Source organism: Streptomyces sp. NPDC057654 (genome assembly GCF_042800135.1).
In the GTDB taxonomy this organism is placed as follows: Bacteria; Actinomycetota; Actinomycetes; order Streptomycetales; family Streptomycetaceae; genus Streptomyces.
This window is the reverse complement of the sequence record NZ_JBHVHQ010000068.1, coordinates 1-18,267: the sequence shown is the minus strand read 5'-3', so window position 1 is coordinate 18,267 and position 18,267 is coordinate 1. Positions and strand designations below refer to the sequence as shown.

The 18,267-nt window shown below is 71.3% G+C and carries 20 protein-coding genes and 1 pseudogene; 4 read left to right on the top strand and 17 right to left on the bottom strand.

The window, feature by feature from the left end:
- Window positions 1-22: 22 nt before the first annotated feature.
- The 15 genes and pseudogenes from ACFU99_RS08660 to ACFU99_RS08590 all read right to left on the bottom strand — a co-directional run bounded on the left by ACFU99_RS08660 (window position 23) and on the right by ACFU99_RS08590 (window position 8,198).
- Entirely contained in the window at window positions 23-475 is a 453-nt protein-coding gene (locus tag ACFU99_RS08660; protein WP_384387793.1) for a hypothetical protein, read from the bottom strand.
- 129 nt (window positions 476-604) lie between these two features.
- The gene (locus ACFU99_RS08655) at window positions 605-1,399 is read right to left on the bottom strand and encodes a hypothetical protein (RefSeq protein WP_384387791.1); all 795 of its coding nucleotides are present in this window, start codon (window positions 1,397-1,399) and stop codon (window positions 605-607) included.
- 59 nt (window positions 1,400-1,458) lie between these two features.
- Complete coding sequence (locus ACFU99_RS08650; RefSeq protein ID WP_384387788.1) at window positions 1,459-2,064, bottom strand: hypothetical protein; 606 nt, start codon at window positions 2,062-2,064, stop codon at window positions 1,459-1,461.
- Window positions 2,061-2,459, bottom strand: a complete 399-nt coding sequence (locus tag ACFU99_RS08645; RefSeq protein ID WP_384387786.1) for a hypothetical protein — start codon at window positions 2,457-2,459, stop codon at window positions 2,061-2,063. The genes ACFU99_RS08650 and ACFU99_RS08645 overlap by 4 nt, the downstream gene beginning before the upstream one ends.
- A 139-nt stretch (window positions 2,460-2,598) precedes the next feature.
- A pseudogene (locus ACFU99_RS08640) lies at window positions 2,599-3,006 on the bottom strand (single-stranded DNA-binding protein); the annotation flags it as partial.
- A gap of 103 nt (window positions 3,007-3,109) precedes the next feature.
- Window positions 3,110-3,481, bottom strand: a complete 372-nt coding sequence (locus tag ACFU99_RS08635; protein ID WP_384387783.1) for a hypothetical protein — start codon at window positions 3,479-3,481, stop codon at window positions 3,110-3,112.
- Window positions 3,478-4,155 (bottom strand): cell surface glycoprotein, encoded by a 678-nt coding sequence (locus tag ACFU99_RS08630; RefSeq protein ID WP_384387781.1) that lies wholly within the window; start codon window positions 4,153-4,155, stop codon window positions 3,478-3,480. The genes ACFU99_RS08635 and ACFU99_RS08630 overlap by 4 nt, the downstream gene beginning before the upstream one ends.
- Window positions 4,152-5,087 carry a mucin-2 gene (locus ACFU99_RS08625; RefSeq protein WP_384387778.1) on the bottom strand — a complete coding sequence of 312 codons (936 nt, stop codon included), beginning with the start codon at window positions 5,085-5,087 and terminating at the stop codon, window positions 4,152-4,154. The genes ACFU99_RS08630 and ACFU99_RS08625 overlap by 4 nt, the downstream gene beginning before the upstream one ends.
- 85 nt (window positions 5,088-5,172) lie before the next feature.
- Window positions 5,173-5,493, bottom strand: coding sequence for a hypothetical protein (locus tag ACFU99_RS08620; protein WP_384387775.1), 321 nt, complete (start codon window positions 5,491-5,493; stop codon window positions 5,173-5,175).
- Complete coding sequence (locus ACFU99_RS08615; RefSeq protein WP_384387772.1) at window positions 5,490-6,038, bottom strand: hypothetical protein; 549 nt, start codon at window positions 6,036-6,038, stop codon at window positions 5,490-5,492. The genes ACFU99_RS08620 and ACFU99_RS08615 overlap by 4 nt, the downstream gene beginning before the upstream one ends.
- Complete coding sequence (locus ACFU99_RS08610; protein ID WP_384387770.1) at window positions 6,035-7,108, bottom strand: recombinase RecT; 1,074 nt, start codon at window positions 7,106-7,108, stop codon at window positions 6,035-6,037. The genes ACFU99_RS08615 and ACFU99_RS08610 overlap by 4 nt, the downstream gene beginning before the upstream one ends.
- Window positions 7,105-7,344, bottom strand: coding sequence for a hypothetical protein (locus ACFU99_RS08605; RefSeq protein WP_384387767.1), 240 nt, complete (start codon window positions 7,342-7,344; stop codon window positions 7,105-7,107). The genes ACFU99_RS08610 and ACFU99_RS08605 overlap by 4 nt, the downstream gene beginning before the upstream one ends.
- Window positions 7,341-7,694 carry a hypothetical protein gene (locus ACFU99_RS08600; RefSeq protein WP_384387765.1) on the bottom strand — a complete coding sequence of 118 codons (354 nt, stop codon included), beginning with the start codon at window positions 7,692-7,694 and terminating at the stop codon, window positions 7,341-7,343. The genes ACFU99_RS08605 and ACFU99_RS08600 overlap by 4 nt, the downstream gene beginning before the upstream one ends.
- A gap of 67 nt (window positions 7,695-7,761) precedes the next feature.
- The gene (locus tag ACFU99_RS08595; protein WP_384387762.1) at window positions 7,762-7,989 is read right to left on the bottom strand and encodes a hypothetical protein; all 228 of its coding nucleotides are present in this window, start codon (window positions 7,987-7,989) and stop codon (window positions 7,762-7,764) included.
- Window positions 7,986-8,198 (bottom strand): helix-turn-helix domain-containing protein, encoded by a 213-nt coding sequence (locus ACFU99_RS08590; RefSeq protein WP_384387759.1) that lies wholly within the window; start codon window positions 8,196-8,198, stop codon window positions 7,986-7,988. Before ACFU99_RS08590 ends, ACFU99_RS08595 begins: the two co-directional genes overlap by 4 nt.
- 337 nt (window positions 8,199-8,535) lie before the next feature.
- Between ACFU99_RS08590 and ACFU99_RS08585 the strand changes: the two genes are divergently transcribed.
- The 3 genes from ACFU99_RS08585 (at window position 8,536) to ACFU99_RS08575 (ending at window position 12,869) form a co-directional block, all read left to right on the top strand.
- Complete coding sequence (locus ACFU99_RS08585; RefSeq protein ID WP_384387757.1) at window positions 8,536-8,955, top strand: helix-turn-helix domain-containing protein; 420 nt, start codon at window positions 8,536-8,538, stop codon at window positions 8,953-8,955.
- 455 nt (window positions 8,956-9,410) lie between these two features.
- Window positions 9,411-11,117 carry a recombinase family protein gene (locus ACFU99_RS08580; protein ID WP_384387755.1) on the top strand — a complete coding sequence of 569 codons (1,707 nt, stop codon included), beginning with the start codon at window positions 9,411-9,413 and terminating at the stop codon, window positions 11,115-11,117.
- A gap of 96 nt (window positions 11,118-11,213) precedes the next feature.
- Entirely contained in the window at window positions 11,214-12,869 is a 1,656-nt protein-coding gene (locus ACFU99_RS08575; RefSeq protein ID WP_384387753.1) for a long-chain fatty acid--CoA ligase, read from the top strand.
- Between the two features lie 33 nt (window positions 12,870-12,902).
- Here the strand turns inward: ACFU99_RS08575 and ACFU99_RS08570 are convergent, their stop codons facing one another.
- A complete protein-coding gene (locus ACFU99_RS08570; protein ID WP_384387796.1) occupies window positions 12,903-13,301 on the bottom strand; it encodes a signal peptidase I in 399 nt (132 codons plus the stop codon).
- A 68-nt stretch (window positions 13,302-13,369) separates the two neighbouring features.
- On the bottom strand, window positions 13,370-17,953 hold the full coding sequence (locus ACFU99_RS08565) for a PAS domain-containing protein (protein ID WP_384387751.1): 4,584 nt from the start codon (window positions 17,951-17,953) through the stop codon (window positions 13,370-13,372).
- A 121-nt stretch (window positions 17,954-18,074) separates the two neighbouring features.
- Between ACFU99_RS08565 and ACFU99_RS08560 the strand changes: the two genes are divergently transcribed.
- Window positions 18,075-18,267 (top strand): hypothetical protein (locus tag ACFU99_RS08560; protein WP_384387749.1); only part of this gene is annotated, 193 nt, incomplete at its 3' end.

The window sequence follows — 18,267 nt, the reverse complement described above, 5'->3', positions numbered from 1 at the left end:
GGTGCGGGGCGGGGCGGTTGGGTCAGGTGAAAAGCGCGCCCTGCTCGGCGCCGACGGGGGTGAGGTCGAACAAGGCAGCATCGGCCGGAAGGGCTCCGATCCACTCGCCGCGCCACGTGCCGGCACCTTGCTCGTCGAGCTTGGCGAGCAGCTCGGCTGTAGCGACGGCCTGTTCGGTGTCGGCCTGTACGACGGTCTTGGCGAGCAGCGCGGCTGCGGCGGCGAGGGGGGAGGCGGCGGCGAGGCGGTCGGCCTCGGCGTGCTGCTCCAACTTCTTCACGCACCGGTCGTGCAGAGTGCCGAAGTTCTCGGCTTCAGCGCGGGTGCGCCAGTTGTCGTTGGTCGTGGTGTGCGAGCGCGGGTGGATGCGGCGGTTGCACAGGGCCTTGCCGTCGGGCCCGAAGGCGTGCCACAAGTTCATGTTGCTGTGCGTGGTCGACCAGATGGTTTCGGCGGTCGCTTCGTACTTGGCCATGGGGTTTGCTCCCTTGGTTGTGGGCGCGGGGTGAGGTCTGGCTTTTCGCCGGGTGAGGTCCGGCGTGAACCTCACTGTAGCGGCATGTGATGCGATTTCACAATAGGGTTCACAAGTCGTTTCACTCGGTCAGGCTGAACGGGCCATGCCCGCTCTCCCCTGCTCGGTGGCCAGCAAGGGCAGGCACTCAGGCCACCCCCACACGCGCCGGCCCTCGACGTCCCTGCCGGTTGCCGCTCCGCATGCTGCGCCGGTGCGGCAGGTGACGACCGGGGGCGCGGCGGGCGCGGCGACGACGACCAGGGCGCCGCCGCACGACGGGCACGGCGTCGGCAGGGCACGCGCCTGGGTGATCTCGTCGGGGGCCAGGACGCGCCGCACGCGGTCTGCGCACGTTCGCGCCACGCGGGCGGCCTCGTGCAGCAGGTGTTCCGGGAGCGGGGAGAACGGCGCGGCAACCAGTCGGCCGGCCTCGTCGTGCTCGGGGGCGGTGTCCTCGTCGAGTATGCGGGCCTCGACGTACACGGCGGCCCAGTGGAGGCCGTGCGCCCGGGAGCCTGCGGCGGCGCGCGCGGTCGGGGCGTCAGGGCGCTGGTAGGTCCAGTGGCGGGGGTCGTCGGGGGCGGTGTGCTGGACGGCGGCGGCAAGGGTGTCGGCGAGGTCGAACACGAGCCGCTCGACGGCGAGGCCGGTGTCGAGGGCGTCGACGTTGAGGGGCGCGGGGTGGTCGCGGAGCACCAGGGGCGCGCGGTCGGTGACCAACAGGTTTTCGTCGGTGCGGCCGGTGTTGAGGTGGGAGCGGGTCTCGCGCGGCGGCCACTCCCGCGACGCGGGCGGCGTCTCGATGGCGGCGAGCAGCGCGCCCCACTGCTCCCGGATGGTGCGGAGGTGGGCGGCGGTGGTGTGGGCGGCGGGGTGCGGCACGGCGGTTCTCCTCGGCCGGGTGTGGGGCCGGGGCGCGAGCGTGGCGCGCCCCGGCGAGGTCAGATGTGGGCGCCGTGCTCGACGATGCGGGCGCGGTAGTCGCACGTCCCGCATGGCGTGCCGAGGGTGTATCCGGCGCCGCACGTGGAGCACTGCTGGATGGGTGCGGGGGTGAGTTGGGCGAGGGCAGTAGCCCGGCGGCGGGCGCTGCGCCACGCCCCGCGGTACCGGTCGGCGGCGTGGAGCGCTTCGCGCGCGGTGGCCCGGATGGTGGCGGCGAGGCTCGGCCAGTCCGGGGCGCCGCATGCGCGCTGCGCGTCGGCGAGGTAGCGGGCGTGCCGCAGTGACGTTTCCTCGGCCTCGGCGAGCTGCTGCTCGACCTTCTCCGCGCGCTCCTCGGCATGGCGGCGGTCGCCTTCAGCCTCGACGACCGCGGCGTGTGCGGCGTCGAGTTGCGCCCGCATGCGCTGGTTGGCGGCTCGCTGTCCGCTGGCCGAGGCGCGCGTCTGGTCGGCGAGAGTGAGTTCGGCCTCGACGTGCTGCCGGAGTTGGGCAGCCTCGGGGCGGGTGAGCACGCCTCGCTCAGCGCGGGACATCAGAACGAGCAGGGAGTCGCGGCGCGCGGTGCGCAGCTCCTCGCGCTCTCGGCGTTCCTTGCTGCTCACTGGCCGGCCTCCTTCGGGCCGATGTGGGCGGTGCGACCCGGGCGGTCGTCGGCCTCGGGCTGTTGTTCCTCGCGCGGCTCGACAGCGCACCATGCAATAGTGCGGCGCTCGTACGGTTCGACCTCGACCGCGTCGACCGTGTCGCCCTCGTACTCCCACGGGCTGACGTCTTGGTGCTCGGTGAGACCCGCCACGTAGGTGACGCGGTACGCCTTGCCGTCGTCGGGAGCGCGGAACACCAGCTCGTGCACGGATACCCATCGGCGGGAGTCGACCTGTTCGCGGTGCAGCTCGACGGCGGCCTCGGGGTACTTGGCGGCGTACTCGGCGCTCGGCATGTCGTCGGGCAGTCCGAGGGCGTCGAGTTCTGCACGGGTGAAGGTGCGGGTGGGCATGGACGGTGCTCCTGTCTCGGTGAAGTCGAAGGGCGCTCGCGCGCGCGGGGCGGGCGGCGACCGGACGCGGGCCCGGTCGCCGGGGCCGTCAGAACGGAGGGTGTTCGCTGTATCCCTGGGTCGACCACTGGTCGGGGGCGGATTGCTGGCCGTAGCCCTGGTGCGGACGCTGCTGGGCGTTGCCGGTGGTCTTGGTGATGGCGGCGCTGGCGCGCAGCAGGGACGGGCCGACGTCCTCGACGTCGAGCTCGAACACGGTGCGTTTGACGCCCCCGCGGTCCTCGTACGACCGCTGCTTGAGTCGGCCGTGCACGATGACGCGGGACCCGCGGGCGAGGGATGCGGCGACGTTCTCGCCGAGGGAGCGCCACGCGGAGCAGGTCGGGAAGAGGCTTTCGCCGTCTTTCCACTCGTTGGTGGTCTTGTCGAACGTGCGGGGGGTGGAGGCGATACGGAAGTTTGCGACGGCGGCGCCGGCGGGGGTGTATCGCAACTCGGGGTCGTCGACCAGGTTGCCAATGATGGTGATGACGGTCGCGCCGGACAACGGCTCTCCCGTTTCGTGTGTGAAACAAAATGCAGGCAAATGGATCGTACGTGAAATCTAGTGAGTGTGGGGCGGCGTTGTCGTCCCGGTTCGGGGAGGGGGTCTAGCGGATTCCGCGGCGGTTGACGACGTGTCGGCAGGGACGCCGGCCGCGGCTGTCTCGGCTGGTTGGAGCCTGCCGCATGAGTCGCTCGTACATGTCGCGCTCGTCGTCGAGGACGGCCTCGGCGGGCTCTGGCGGGGCGACGGGCGCCGGTTCGGACTCGTCCTGCAACGTTGCCGTGGGCGGCCGGTACGTGCGGACGTGGCGCCACTGCCAACTACCGATGCTCTGCTCGACGGTGGCTGTCGCGCCGGCCTGTGCCCACTTCCGGGCGAGGGCGACGACTCGGGCCCGGTCGGTCTTCTCGTACTGGCTCTCGGGCGCGGGGGCCGGCCATACGGCGATCACTCGGAACATGCGCGGGCGGCTCATGCGGCGGTCTCCTGGCGCTGCTGGAGGGCGGCGAGGTCGAGGCGGGTGGGGTGCGCGTTGTGCCGCGGGGCGCGGTGGTGGTCGAGGCACGGTGACCCGGCCGGGGCGCGGCACCAGGTGCAGGGGCATTCGACGTTGAGGGGGTCGGGTAGTGCGGCGGCGGCGAGGCGTTCGCGTTCGGCGCGGCGCGGCCGGTAGGCGGCGAGCTGCTGTTTGACGGTGCGTGGCATGTATTCGCCGAGGGCGGCGAGGCGGGCGGCGACCTCTGGCGCGGGTCCGCCGGTCAACTCGCGGAACGTGGTGGCCGCGGTGGTGCCGGCGGCGACAGCCGTGCGGGTGCCGAGGAGCTCGGCGCGCCATGCTTCGGGGTTGTCGGGGTCGGCCGCAGGCACGGGGTCGGTGTGCCGGCCGAGCACATCGGTCTTGAAGGCGTGCCAGGGGCGGGAAACGTCGCTCGGCTTGATCGGGTAGGGCGAGGTTGCGATGTGGTGGCGTACGACCTGGGCGGCGTCCCAGTGGCGGCCGACCGGATGCGGGGCGGTCGGCGGGACGTCGGCGAGGATGTCGGCCCACTGGTCGAGCGTCTCCTCGGCGGCGGCCTGGTCAGCGGGCGAGCTGCGGGGGTCGAGGCGTACGGCGTAGGCGAGCAGCGCGGCGACTTCGCGGCGGTTCACTGGGCGGTCTCCTGGGGGTCGTCGAGTGCGGCGGCGAACAGGTCGACGGCGCGGGCCACGCGGCCGGGCCGGGCGACGGCGAGGGGGATCACGTCGGCGCCAGGGGAGCGGGCGGGCTTCTTCAGTTCGGCGAGGGCGAATTGCAGGGTGCCGCCGGTGACGGGCTTCGACAGGTCGCCGAGTCGGGTGAGGGCGGACCACAGGACGTGGGGGTCGAGGCCGTTCGCGAGAGCATCGGCGATGGCGCGGCCGACCGAGGTCCGGCCCTGGGCCGTACTGCGGCCGTAGGTCTCCCACCAGCGGGCGAGCATCTGCTCGGCGGGCCCTGCCGGTCCGGGACGGTCGCGGGGGGTAGGGGGGTTAGTACCTCCGTAGGAGGTACTACGGGTCGGGTCGGGTCGGGGGGACCGTGACGGGGGAACGCCGTCACGCTGTGACGACCCGCCCTGACCTGCGATGTCGTCTGGAAACACGATCTGATTCGCGGAGCTTTCGAGACTTTCCGCCGAAGAATCGTCGTCGATTCGTCGTCGATTCGCGGACGATTCAGAGACGTTTCCGCGGGCGACGCGCCTTTCGGCGGCCTTCTCGCGGGCCCGCTGCTGGCGCTCGGCGGCGGCGGAACGGTCGCTTTCGACGCGGGCACGGGTGGGGTTGTAGGTCAGGAAATCGTGGATCACGTAGTCACCGGGTCCGGGCTGCGGACACCGGGCGCACCCGTGGCCGTGCTCGTGCCACAGGCCGGCCGTGACCAGCTTGCGGGCTTGGGGGGCGGTGCCGTAGAGCTGGGCGACCACACCGGGCACGGCGCCCTCGGTGAGGTGCTGGGCGGCGTACGCGCCCGCGCGAACCCACAAGCCCAACGCCGCGTTTCCGGCCTTGAGCATCTTCGGGTGGCCGTACGCCGTGTCGTCGACTTTGAACCAAGTCACGGGGTGCTGCTCCTTCGATGGTGCGGCGCCCGGGGCGAGGAATGCGGCGGCTGGTCCTCGCCCCGGGGCCGTACTGTGGCGCGGGTCAGGTATTGGGGTGGCGTCCGCCGGAGACCCGAAGCAGCGCCATCAGGTGTTCCATGCCTGCGCCGGGACCGATCTCGTTGGCGGCCGTGATTGCATTGCGGGTCCAGTCGGCGAGCGGGGCCACCTTCTCGGCGGCCAACGTCGCGGCCTCTTTGGTCTCGAACGCAGCCAGACCAGTGCCTTCGTGGTGCGCGAGGATCCAGCGGCACGGCGAGAGCGGGCTGACGTTGGCGGGGATCTCGAAAATGCGCAGACCTGGGGAAGGCTCGGCGGCGGCCACGGCGATGGGACCGGCCGAGGTCGAAAGTGTGACGATCACGCGGTGCCCCCCTCAGCCCCGGGAGCGAGGGCGGGCAGTACCAGGGCGGCGAGGTGTCCACCGCGCCACGCTTCGCCGACTGCCTCGCGCCCGCCCTTGGCGAACCGCACGCTGTGCGACCGCTTCCGTGTGGGACGGATTTCCACGCCCGGCACGTCGTGCACCTCGCCCGTCTCCGAATCGACGACCTGCGGCACGCCGGCCGCAGTCATCTCGTCGAGCAGCCGTTCGGCGAAAGCCTCGCGCACGTCCTTGACGATGCGCGTCACACGCTCGGCCGGGAACTCCGTCCGGGCCCAGGCGACGAAAGCGGCGCGGTCCGTGATCTGCGCGGCAGGCTCCCCGCCGGTCAGGCTCACGGTGCCGACCTTCGTGCCGTCCGGCAGAGCTGCGGCGAACTGGCGTGCTCCGCTGGCTTCCTGGGCGGCGTCGAGGTGGTGCTGCACTTCCGTGCGTGCTTCCTCGTAAGCGGCCTTCACCTCGTCGAGAAGGGCTTTCAGCACGGCCTCACGGGTGGTGGCTGCCTTGACGTCCTCGGCGCTCACAGGACACTCTCGGCGGCGTCGAGCAGGTCGTCGCGCTGCTCGGCCAGCTCGGCGACGGTGGCCTCGGCAACGCTGTGTCCGTAGTGCACGGCGAACGCCTCATCGGCCTCGGCGCGCGACAACCCGATCTCGGCGGCGGCGTCGTACATAGCGGTCAACGTGGCGGCGTGCTCCTGCTCCTCCTCGATGGCCTCGGCCTCGACAACGGTCTCGGCCGGTTGCTGGGCATTGCGTGCGCCCGGCTTCTCTCGGCCGATGGCGGTGAGCTGGTCGAGGTAGTTCCGCGGCGCGTCCGCGGCCTTGGCCTGCTCCCACACTTGCCGGACCGCGGCGGCGTCGCTCGCCTGCTGGGCCTCGGCGAGAAAGTCGCGCGGCGGGCTGTCGTGTTCCGGTGCCGGCGGCTGGGCAACGGTCGTCTGCTGCCGCACCGGGGCGTCGACGCGTTCGACGTGAACCTCGTTGCCCTCCTGGTCGACAACGGCGCCGAGTTCCTCGGGGGTGTAGATCGCACCGTGCAGCACCTCGGGGCACGCGGCCCGGACGCATTCAGCGATGGCGCGGGCCCGGAGCATGGCGCGCGGGTACTTCTCCCAGCTGGTGGGCTGGTTCTTCTGGTCGCGGGCGTACGGGCGGCCGTCGCGGAGCTCGCACAGGCGGGCGGTCACCGCGTCGTCGAGCGTCCACTCGGTTACGTTCTCGTCGTCCGGGTCATCTCGGCGGACGATGCGCACGATGCACCGGTCCCGCTCCGACGTGATGCGTACCTTGTGCCCGGCCTCGCGGGCGCGGGACAGCATCAGGTCGGCGGACTGAGTGGGCTTGCCCTTGATGACGTGGATGGTGGTGATGGTGGTAACGACGTCAAGGCCGAGGGCCCGCCCGTACTCCATAGCCCACAGGACCGACGCGGGGTTGTTCCGGTAGACGTCCGGCAGCAGAGGCGTACCGGCAAGTCCTTGGCAGAACTGCCACGCCTCCTGCGGGCTCATGCGCCCCAACGACAGGGCGCCGCCGGGCATGGGGGCGGGGGCGGACTGCTGTGCGCGGGCGGGCAGAGTGGAAACGGTCACGGGGCAGTTCCTTCGGGGAGTTCGAGGACGTCGAGCAGGTCCTCGCGGGCGAGGTCGAGCGCGGCGGTGGCCTGCTCGCGTCCGTAGTCGGTGGCGGCGGGGGAGTGCCGCATGTGGTCGGCGTGCGCCCGTGCGGCGGCAAGGTCGTCGAGCAGGGGCTCGACGGTGGCCCGGTCGTCGGCGAACGCCTCGGCGACGGCGTCGAGGACGGCGCCGATCAGGCGGTCGGCGCTCACAGGGCACCACCGAAGGCGGGCGGGAGCTGGGGGGCGCCGAGCTGCGTGAGGTGGCCGGTGCGCACGTCGTAGCGGTGCTGGCGCGTCCAGTCCGCGCGGGAGAAGTCTCGGCGGATGAGGTCGCGGGCGTAGCGGTGGGCGGCGAGGCCGGCGTCGACGGGACGCCCGTAGGTATCGAGCAGCGTCACCACCTGGGCGAGGCGGGGGGTGCCGGTGCGGTCGGTCCACACGGGGGTGAAGCGCACGACGGCGGCCTCGGGGACGAGGTGATGCAGCTCGCGCGCGATCCGGACGGTGCGGATCGCGATGGCGGCGCGCGGGGCGCGGCGGCGGGTATCTTCGGTAGTCACGTCCAGTGCCTTTCAGTGGTGGGCGTGGGGGCCGACCCGGGCGCAATCCGGGTCGGCCCGTTGTCGTTCAGGCCGCGTGCAGGTGCTCGGCGGCGGCACGGGCGGGGGCCGTTCCCTGTGCCTGGTGGTGCAGTCGGCGGAGGATCAGTTCGATCTCATCGGCGCTGCGGAAGCTGCCGGCGGCGGCCTGCTCGGCGGCGACCCGGATCGGGAGCGCGTCACGGCGGGCGCGGGCGCGGTCGAGGACGTGACGGGCGTCGGCGACGGCCTGCTCACGAGTGATCACGGTGGTCATGCGGTGGCCTCCTGCCGCATCAGGTCGGCCGGCGTGAGGCCGTACGTGCGCTCGATGGCGGCGAGGCCGCGGGGGCTGGGGGTGGTGCGGCCGGTCGCCCACCGGTACGCGGTGAGGTAGGCGACGCCCATGCGCCGCGCCATGTCGGCGGGGGTGTGGTCGCCGGCCTTGTGGGCGGCGTCGAGCAGGGTGCCAGGGGCGAAAGACATACCTGTTCCTTTCGTGAGAGGTCCGTTGGAGTTCCTCTCATGCAAGAAACATAGCACTAACGTTTCGTGTGTGAAACAAGTGCCCACGCGGCGGCATCCTCGTCGGGGGGTGCCGCGAATCGGGGTGTAACGCCCCGACCTGGGGCAGGGGTATGTCAGAGGGTGTTGGTGTCGTTACGGTAGTGACAGGGGAATGGTCTGGTCCTACACTCGGCGTCGAAGATGCGTTCGATTCGCGAGCGCTAGCCGTCGTTGTGCGCGAGTGGAGGGGAGGGCTGGAATATGCCAGGAGAGGGATTCTGCCGTGCGTTTCTTTCATGCGCGATAGATTTCACACATGACACAAGACGTGCCCACCCCCCATACGCCCGCCACGTTCGCAGCCTGGCTGAAGGAGCAGATGCGCCTACGCCGGTACCCGGACCGCGGTGGACAGGCGCGGCTTGCCGCAGACGCCGGCCTCAGCACGGCCACCGTCTCGCGACTGCTGCGCGCCGAGGGACTTCCGGACCTGCGCACGCTCACCGCGCTAGCCGAGGTCTTGCGCAAGCCGCTCGGCGAGATCCTCGTGCGCGCAGCGGTCCTGTCCCTCGATGACCTCGACGCTGCCGCCCGGCCCATCGCCCCCGCCGCCATTACACCCAAGCAGGCTGCCGAGGAGCTCGGCATCACCAGCCCGGAAGGTGTCCAAGCTTTCGAACGGATGGTGAACGGCATTCGCGCCACCGAGCCGGATGATCACCGCTCAAGCGGATGAACAGCACAGAAAGGCACCACCTGATGGCCACCCGGGAGCAACTCGCAGTTGCCGTATCCCACTCCGCTTTCACCGCCGGCCTCGCTCTGATCGCGGCCGGCACCGTGGCGGCTGACCGTCCACGACTTGCAACGGTCGGGGTGGGCGTGTCCATCGGGGCCATGCCATTACTGATCCTCACCAGGGCGCGGCGCCACCGCGCCATCGCACGCGATGCGGCGGAGTCGCTCCGGCGAGAGGGGTACCGGCTCGGACTCGACCATGCAAATCGCGGCCTGCTTCGCCAGCCCTCTGCTGACGACAGGCCGGGCCCCCCTTGAAGTCACCACCGAATACATCCCCGACCAGACGACCGTGCCGCCCGCATCGGGGCGACGCGCACACGTCGATCAGGCTGTGGGCAATGCGCCTCAAATACGCCCACAGCACCGTCTCCAACTGAAACGGAAGGCACAATGAACGCTCAGATACCACCCACCTTTCAAGCGTCGACGACCTTAGGGGAGCCCTATATCGGCTACATACGTGTATCGACCTGGCGAGAGGAGAAAATCAGCCCCGAATTGCAAAAGACAGCGATTGAGGCGTGGGCGCGTCGCGCCGGCCGTCGCATCGTCGAATGGATCGAAGATCTCGACATGACGGGCCGCAATTTCAAACGCAAAATCATGCGAGGCATTGAAGCTGTAGAGCGGCGCAATGCTGTCGGGATTTGCTGCTGGAAATATAATCGATTCGGTCGTAATGACCTGGGGATAGCGATCAACCTTGCGCGCCTCGAACGAGTCGGTGGTCAGCTCCAGTCCGCAACTGAAGACATCGACGCATCAACCGCCGTGGGGAAATTCAACCGCGCCATTCTCTTCGACCTTGCTGTGTTCGAGAGTGACCGCGCTGGCGAGCAGTGGAAAGAGGCCCACGCCCACCGTCGCTCTAAGAAGTTGCCCGCAACTGGTCGCTCGCGCTTCGGCTACATCTGGCATCCCCGACGTGTCCCCGACCCTAACCGCCTCGGCGAATGGACACTGCAAGAGGAGTGGTACCAGGTTCACGAACAGTACGCCCCGTACATGGAAGAGGCTTATGACCGCAAGGTCAAAAACGGAGCCGGATTCAATCGGCTCGTCCACTGGTACAACGGTATGGGGTTGACCAATAGTCGCGGCGGCCTTTGGTATGTCTCCGGCCTCGCCCGTTACATGGATTCGGGTTTCGCTGCCGGTCTGCTGCGTATCCACGACCCTGCGTGCAAATGTGCTTTCGGGGAAAGCGGAAAGTGTGTTGATAATCGATACGTCTTCATCCCTGGTGCGCATGACCCCATAATTTCTTGGGACCTGTGGGAGGGGTACCAGAAACACAGAGAGGAAATGAAGAGGACGCCGCCGCGGGCCCGCAAGGCGACCTACGCTCTTACCGGACTCACCCGGCACAACTTGTGTCGTCACCACCTGAGCGCAGCATCCGACAGTGGTCGATACGACGGCAAGAACGTACGCGGCCACTACCTCGTATGCGGCCAGTACAAGCATCGCGGAAAGAATGCGTGCCCCCAGAACATCAACGCTCGGCGGCTCGACGTCGAAGCCGAGGTCTTTGCGTGGCTCGCGCAGGAAGCAGCGCCCGCCATCGATGCCGCGCCGGCCACCGAACAGGCCCGTCGCGCTGTGATCGATGAGCGCGCCGCCGCAGCACGCGAACGGGTACGTCTGCAAGCCGAACTGGCCAAGATCGACAAAGCGCTCGACCGTCTCGTGACCGATTACGCCCTCGACCCAGACAAGTACCCGGCGGACTCGTTCGCCCGCGTCCGCAACCAGTTCACCGGGAAGAAAGGCAGCATCACAGCTGAACTGAACAAGATAGCTGAAGCCGAAACCGCACCGACCGCTGAAGACTTCCGCTCCATCGTCGTCGGCATCGTCGAGGAGTGGGATACCTTGCTCGTCGAAGAGAAGAACGCCCTACTCAAGCAGGTCGTGCGTCGGGTAGTCGTCGGGTACGCAGACGACGGTAAGAAGCGCAATCGCGGGATCGTTGTCGTGGTACACCCCGTATGGGAACCCGACCCATGGGAGCCCATCGAGGGCGAGATTCTTGCCCGTAGTGATGTTCCCTGGGGTGACCGGCAACCGGCCGAGGTGGGTGCCGGTCGGCTGTAGGGCTGTTCACACGGCCTACGTGGGGTAGTGACTTACCACCGGGTACCCCAGCAGAATCACCCGGGACCCCCGCGTAACCAGGCTTTCGGAGGCCCGATGCAGAGCACCATGCAAGACGTACCGCTGCTCGTCTCGCGAATCGCGATCCACGGATCGACGATTCACGGACATGCCAAGGTCGTCACCTGGGCCGGGGAAGCTGAACCACGACGCCGTGCCTTTGCCGACGTCGGCACTCGCGCCGCACAGCTCGCGCACGCGCTCCGCGACGAGCTAGGCGTACGGGAATCGGACGTTGTGGGAACGCTCATGTGGAACAACTGCGAGCACCTTGAGGCGTATCTAGCCATCCCCTCCATGGGGGCGGTGCTGCACACCCTCAACTTGCGGTTGCCGCCCGAGCAAATCGCGTGGATCGTCAACCACGCCGCCGACACCGTCATCATCGTCGACGGCAACCTACTGCCGCTCCTCGCGCCGCTCCTGGCCCATGTGCCGTCTGTTCAGCATGTGGTAGTCAGCGGCCCCGGTGATCGCTCAGTGCTCGACGGCGTTGCCGCAACCGTGCACGATTATGAGCAGCTCATTGCCGACCGCCCGACGTCGTACGACTGGCCCGAGCTGGACGAACGCACCGGTGCGGCCATGTGCTACACCTCCGGTACCACCGGAGACCCCAAGGGGGTCGTGTACTCCCACCGCTCTATGTACCTGCACTGCTTGCAGGTCAACAGCGCCGAGGTCTTTGGCCTCACACCGCACGACCTGTGTGCCCCTTTGGTGCCGATGTTTCACGTGAACGCCTGGGGGCTGCCGCACGCCGCCTTCATGGCCGGTGCGTCGATGCTGATGCCGGACCGCTTTCTGCAACCCGCGCCGCTCGCCGAGATGATCGAGGCCGAGCGGCCGACCTTCACCGCCGGTGTGCCCACCATCTGGCAGGGGCTGCTCGCCGAGCTGGACGCCCGGCCACGTGACGTATCCAGCCTGAAGACCCTGGTCAGCGGCGGTTCGGCGTGTCCGCCGTCGATGATGCGGGCCTTCGAGGAGCGTCATGGGCTGACCATCGTGCAGGCGTGGGGCATGACGGAGACCTCGCCGCTCGGCTCCATCGCCTTTCCGCCGCACGGTGTCACCGCCGAGGAGGCCTGGCCGTACCGCATCACCGCCGGCCGGCTGCCCGCCCCCGTCGAGGCGCGGCTGGCGGGGCCCGACGGCGGGTTCCTGCCCTGGGACGGCGAGTCCGCCGGCGAGCTGGAGGTGCGCGGCCCGTGGATCGCGGGGGCCTACTACGGCGGCGTGGACGGCGAGCCCTCCCGGCCCGACGACAAGTTCAGCCCCGACGGCTGGCTCCGTACGGGCGACGTCGGCACGATCACCCCGGACGGCTATCTGACCCTCACCGACCGCGCCAAGGACGTTATCAAGTCCGGCGGCGAGTGGATCTCCTCCGTCGAGCTGGAGAACCGGATCATGGCCCATCCCGCCGTCGCGGAGGCCGCCGTCGTCGCCGTCCCCGACGAGAAGTGGGGCGAACGGCCCCTGGCCACCGTCGTCTTCAAGGAAGGCGCCACCGCCGAGTTCTCCGAACTCCGCGAATTCCTCGCCGAGACCGTCGCCCGCTGGCAGCTCCCCGAGCGGTGGGTGCGGGTGGACGCGGTGCCGAAGACGTCGGTGGGGAAGTTCGACAAGAAGGTGATCCGGCGGCAGCATGCGGAGGGGGAGCTGCCGGTCACGGAGTTGGGTTCGTAGCCGGGGCCCTCAGGCTTCCATGGGCCTGTCCGGTTATGGCTCCCCGGGCAGGTCCTCCACCGCTGCCGCCTCCTCCGCCGCGTACCCCGGTACGGACGGCCAGCGCACTGTCAGCACCACCGACTCCTCCTCCGCGAACCAGGAGTGATCGACCCCGCGCCCCCACAGCACGTAGTCCCCTTCTTCCGCCAGGAGAACGTTCCGACCTGGGAGTTCCACGCGGAATCGGCCTCTGACGAGCACCAGCAGCGCCGTACGCGCTTCGCCGCGCACCCACTGCGCCCGCTCGTCGCCCCGAGGGTGGACGCCCCACTTGATCTCTACGGACTCGCTGTGGCGCGGGTCGTCGGCGTCCTTGAAGTGGCCGAGCAGCCAGCCCCGGTCCAGCGCCGCGTCCTTGCCCGCACTGCCCACGTACACGAGGTCGTTCACGCCGTCGTTCACGCCGTCGTTCGCGCTGTCGTTCACGGGAGCGGAGGCTAGCAGCAGCCGAACAGCCGTCAGTTGTTGCCGATCTTCGCCAGCAGGTCCACGATTCGCCCCTGCACCTCCGCGCTCGTCGAGCGCTCCGCCAGGAACAGCACCGTCTCGCCCGACACGAGCCTCGGCAGCTGGGCCGGGTCGAGGTCGGCGGAGGTGTACACGACGAGGGGGGTGCGGTTGAGCAGGCCGTTGCCGCGCAGCCAGTCGACGATTCCGGCGCGTCGGCGGCGTACCTGGAGCAGATCCATGACCACCAGGTTCGGCCGCATCCGGGCCGCGAGCGCCACCGCGTCGGCGTCCGTCGCCGCGCGCCCCACTTGCATGCCGCGCCGCTCCAGCGTGCCCGTCAGCGCCTCCGCGATCGGCTCCTGCTCTTCGATCAGCAGGACGCGGGGCGGGTGCTGCTCGCTGTCGCGCGGGGCGAGCGCCTTCAGGAGTACGGCCGGGTCGGCGCCGTACGCGGCCTCCCGTGTCGCCTGCCCCAGACCGGCCGTGACCAGCACCGGAACCTCGGCGGCCACCGCCGCCTGGCGCAGCGACTGGAGCGCCTTGCGGGTGATCGGCCCGGTCAGCGGGTCCACGAACAGCGCCGCCGGGTAGGCGGCGATCTGCGCGTCGACCTCCTCGCGGGAGTGCACGATGACGGGCCGGTAGCCGCGGTCGCTCAGCGCCTGCTGCGTAGTGACGTCGGGGGCCGGCCATACGAGCAGCCGGCGCGGGTTGTCCAGCGGCTCGGGCGGCAACTCATCGTCCATGGGCGGGCGTTGCTCGTCGTGCACCTCGACGGCGCCGTTCGGGCCGTCCAGCGGTTCGGGGCCCTCGGCCGCGCCCTCGTCCGGCGCTCCGATGGCGTAGGCGCGACCTTCGGAGGGGGCCTGCATGAGGTGCGGTTGCTGGTGCGGCTGCTGCTGGTGTTGCGCTTGCTGGGACTGAGCCTGGGACGAGCCCTGGGGCTGGGGCTGTGGTTGCGGCTGGGGCGGGGTGTGGCCGTGGGGCTGCCCCTGCGGGCCGGTGGGCTCGGCGCCGGGTACGCCGCGGTCGGCCGTGTCCGGCGGCGTACCGAGCTTGCGCCGCCGGCCTGAACCCGAGCCCGCGCCCGAGCCCGTGGACGTACCGCCCGCGGGCGTCGAGGTCTGCGCGGGCTGCTGCCGCTGCCCGCCGTCCATCGGCCGCGCGAACGGGGAGCCCTGGCCGAGCGTCCGCACGCTGATCGAGCGCTGCTGACCCTGACCCTGCCCTTGGCCCTGACCCTGCCCCTGACCAGGGGCGTTGTGATCGGACGCGGCCTCGGTGGCCGACGGTTGGGGCTGGGGCTGGGGCTGGTGCGGGTGCATCTGGCGGGGCAGCGAGGGCGCGTCGGCCTCCGGGCCGGGGGCATTTCCCTCGCCGCGCTCACTCTGCGGCTCCTCGGCCAACGGCCGCCGCGCCCGCCTGCGGCCCGACGGCTGCTCGCCGCCGCCCGCGCCCCACGGGCCCTGGCCGCCCTGACCACCCTGGCCGCCGGGCGCCCCGGCCATGGCGGCCGACGCCTCGTCACCCCCGGAGCGAGCCTCCGGGAACTCTGGGAACTCCGGAGACACCGGGGACTCCGAGAACTGCTGCGGGGCGCGGTCGGCAGCCGCGGGCGGCAGCGCGAACGGGCCGCGCGGGGCGGCCGGTTCGTTCTCGTCCTGCCCCGGAACCGCCCGCTCTGACCCCTCGGCCAGCGCACGCCGAGCGCGCCGCCCCGTGGGCCGGGACGGCGTCTCCTGCCGGCCCGCGTCGTACTGCTCGGCGCCATACGGGCCCGCAGCACCCGGCTGGCCCGGCCCCGGCCCGTACTGGCCGGCGTCGTACTGGGCGAGGCCGCCGGGCGGCGTCGGGCCGAGGGCGGTGGGGAGCTCCGACTGCGGGGTGCGGTCGGCCTCGGCGGGCGGCAGCGCGAAAACAGCCCGTCCGGCGGGCTGCTCCTGCTGTCCCTGCTGTCCCTGTTGTGCCTGCTGTTGTGCCTGCTGTGCCGCGTCCCGGCGGGCGCGGCGGCCGGTAGGCGCCGGGTACTCGCCCTCGCCGGGCGCACCTTGGCCGTCATGCCCGTTACCGCCGTTCGCCGCTCCGGCCTTCGACGGATCCGTCGGATCCGACTGATCCGACGGATCGAAGCCCCCGCCCCGGCCGTGCCGGTTGGGCCGTCCGTGCGGTTGCGCCTCGGCGTCGCCCGCGCCGAGCTGTTCCTCCTGCGGGCTGCGCCGCGCCCGCCGCCGCCCGGTCGGCTGCGGCTGGGCCTGGTCCTGCACCTGCGGCTGAGCCGACGGCTGTACGGGACCGGGGTGACCGGGGTGGCCGGCATGACCGGTGCCCGGCCCCGAGCCCTGCGGCCCGTAACCCTGCCCGCCGGGCGACGGCGGCCCGTACGCGGGGTCGCTGCTGCCGGGCCGCTGTGGACGGTACGGCTGCCCGGAACCGTTCGTTCCGCCACCCGTCGTACGCGCGATGGCCTTGCTGCCCGCGTCGCCGCCCATGCCGCCGCCCGCGTCCGTACGGGCCCCGTGCTGCGGCCCGGCCTCGACCGCTAGGCGGCCGCCGACGAGGTGCTCGGGGCGCTCCGCGCGCTGGGCGTGCGGCGGCATCGGCCCGCCCGCACCGCCGTTCCCGTTCCCGTTCCCGACGCTGCTCCCGTCGCCGCCATGGCCGTTTCCACTTCCACTTCCACCGGCAGCAGCGCCGTCATTCGGCTGCTGTCGGCCGGGCTGCTGCCCCGCGCCGCCGCCGGGCCGCTGCGGGCCGATCGGCCGACGCCGTCCACCGCCGCCGCCGGAAGTGTCATCCGGGCCGTTGGAATCGCCGGGACCGCCGGGACCGCCGGGACCGCCGGGGCCGCCGGGACCGCCGGGGCCGCCGGGACCGTTCCCCTCATCGCCCGCCTCGGGCCCCCGACGACCACGCCGCCCACCGCCCTGCCCCGGCTGATCACCAGTTGCCTGCGGCGCGCGTGGCGGCTGCACGCCCCCCTCAGCCTCTGCGGGCCCATCCGCCCCACCGCGCGCCTCAGTCCCCCGCGCCCGCTGAGCGGGCACCGGCATCACCGTGGTCGCGTTCTCCCGGTCCGCCAGGCGCTCGGACCCGCCGGGCACCGGCCCGCCCTTCGCGGAGATCGGCACCTCCAGCACGTACGCGCTGCCGCCCGCCGCGCCCGGCACCTCGTGCGTCTGGAGCACGCCGCCGTGGCGGCGCACGATGCCGCGCACGATCGGCCCGTGCACCGGGTCGCCGCCCGGGTACGGGCCGCGCACCTCGATCCGTACGACCTCGCCGCGCTGCGCCGCCGCGACGACGATCGTCGAGTCCGCCGCCCCGGCGCCGGGGCCCGCGCCTCCGGGCGCGTGCGACGGCGAATTGCCGGTCGAGTCGACGCCCGCGACATCCGCGATCAGATGGGCGAGCGCCTGCGCGAGCCGCTCCGCGTCGACCTCGGCGTCTATCGGCGGGGCGTGCACGGCGAACTGCGCGCGCCCCGGCCCGATCAGTTCGATCGCGCCCTCGACGCCGGCCGTCACGACCGTGTCGAGGGAGACCTTCTTGCGCTCCAGCCGCTCCGCGCCCGCGTCGAGCCGCTGGAAGCTGAGCACATTGTCGACAAGCGTGGTCATCCGGGCGTAACCGGCGGTCAGGTGGTGCAGCACCTGGTTGGCCTCGGGCCACAGCTGCCCGGCCGGGTCGGCGGCCAGCGTGCCCAGCTCGGCGCGGAGTTGCTCCAGCGGCCCGCGCAGCGACTCGTCCAGGACGGCCAGCAACTGGGCGTGGCGCTCGGCGAGCGTGTCGTACGCACGCCGGTCCGTGAACGTCATCACCGCGCCGACGAGCTGGTCACCGTCGCGTACGGGCGCGGTCGTCAGGTCGACCGGCACCGACCGGCCGTCCTTCGCCCACAGCACCTGCGCACGCACCCGGTGCTTGCGCCCGGAACGCAGTGTGTCCGCGATCGCCGACTCCTCGTACGGGAAGGGGGACCCGTCCGCGCGCGAGTGCTGGATGAGGGTGTGCAGCTCCCGGCCGCCGAGGTCGCTGGCGCGATAGCCGAGTATCTGGGCGGCGGAGGGGTTCACGAGGACGACCTTGCCCTCCGTGTCCACCCCCACCACGCCCTCGGCGGCGGCGCGCAGGATCATCTCCGTCTGGCGCTGCTGCCGGGCGAGTTCGGCCTCGGTGTCGAGGGTGCCGGTGAGGTCGCGTACGACGAGCATCAGCAGCTCGTCGCCGGTGTAGGGGTGGTGGTCGGCGTACGGGGTACGGCCGTCCTCCAGATTCGCGCTGGTCACCTCGACCGGGAACGTCGTGCCGTCCGTACGCCGCGCGACCATCCGGGTCGGCTTCGTACGCCCGTCCTCGCCGCCCTGCTCGTCCACGCGCCGCATCGAGCCGGGGATGCGGCGGGAGTCGAAGTCGGGGAGCAGGTCGAGGAGTCCGCGGCCGACCAGTCCGGTGCCGGGGACCTCGAAGGTCTCCAGCGCGATGTGGTTGGCGTTGACGACCGTGCCGTTGCAGTTGACGAGCAGGAGCGCGTCGGGGAGGGCGTCGAGTATGGCTGCGAGGCGAGCAGCGCCTCGGGATGGCCTGCTGCTCACGACGGACGTTCCTCCCTGGTTACCGCACTTCGCCGGCGCCCCCGGGCCCCATCCTGCCGTCGGCCCCGCGCCGTGTCACTGACAGGAAGTCTACGGGCTGTGGATGCGGGCGCGTCGGGGGATGACGGGGGATGACGGGGTGCGGCGGCGGATACCGGCGTGGCGCGGGAGGGCGCGGGCGCCCACAGCGGCGGGCGCCCGCCGGCCGACCGGCCGGAGCCGTCAGCGCTGCTTCGCGGTCTTCGCGGCGGTCTTCGTGGCGTTCGTGGCGAACACGCTGGAGAACTGGTTCCAGCGCGCGGTCTCGCACCCGT

Coding starts and splice junctions, on each gene's coding strand:
- ACFU99_RS08660 (WP_384387793.1), bottom strand. CDS start 475: ATGGCCAAGTACGAAGCGACCGCCGAAACCATCTGGTCGACCACGCAC.
- ACFU99_RS08645 (WP_384387786.1), bottom strand. CDS start 2,459: ATGCCCACCCGCACCTTCACCCGTGCAGAACTCGACGCCCTCGGACTG.
- ACFU99_RS08635 (WP_384387783.1), bottom strand. CDS start 3,481: ATGAGCCGCCCGCGCATGTTCCGAGTGATCGCCGTATGGCCGGCCCCC.
- ACFU99_RS08595 (WP_384387762.1), bottom strand. CDS start 7,989: ATGACCACCGTGATCACTCGTGAGCAGGCCGTCGCCGACGCCCGTCAC.
- ACFU99_RS08590 (WP_384387759.1), bottom strand. CDS start 8,198: ATGTCTTTCGCCCCTGGCACCCTGCTCGACGCCGCCCACAAGGCCGGC.
- ACFU99_RS08585 (WP_384387757.1), top strand. CDS start 8,536: ATGACACAAGACGTGCCCACCCCCCATACGCCCGCCACGTTCGCAGCC.
- ACFU99_RS08580 (WP_384387755.1), top strand. CDS start 9,411: ATGAACGCTCAGATACCACCCACCTTTCAAGCGTCGACGACCTTAGGG.
- ACFU99_RS08575 (WP_384387753.1), top strand. CDS start 11,214: ATGCAGAGCACCATGCAAGACGTACCGCTGCTCGTCTCGCGAATCGCG.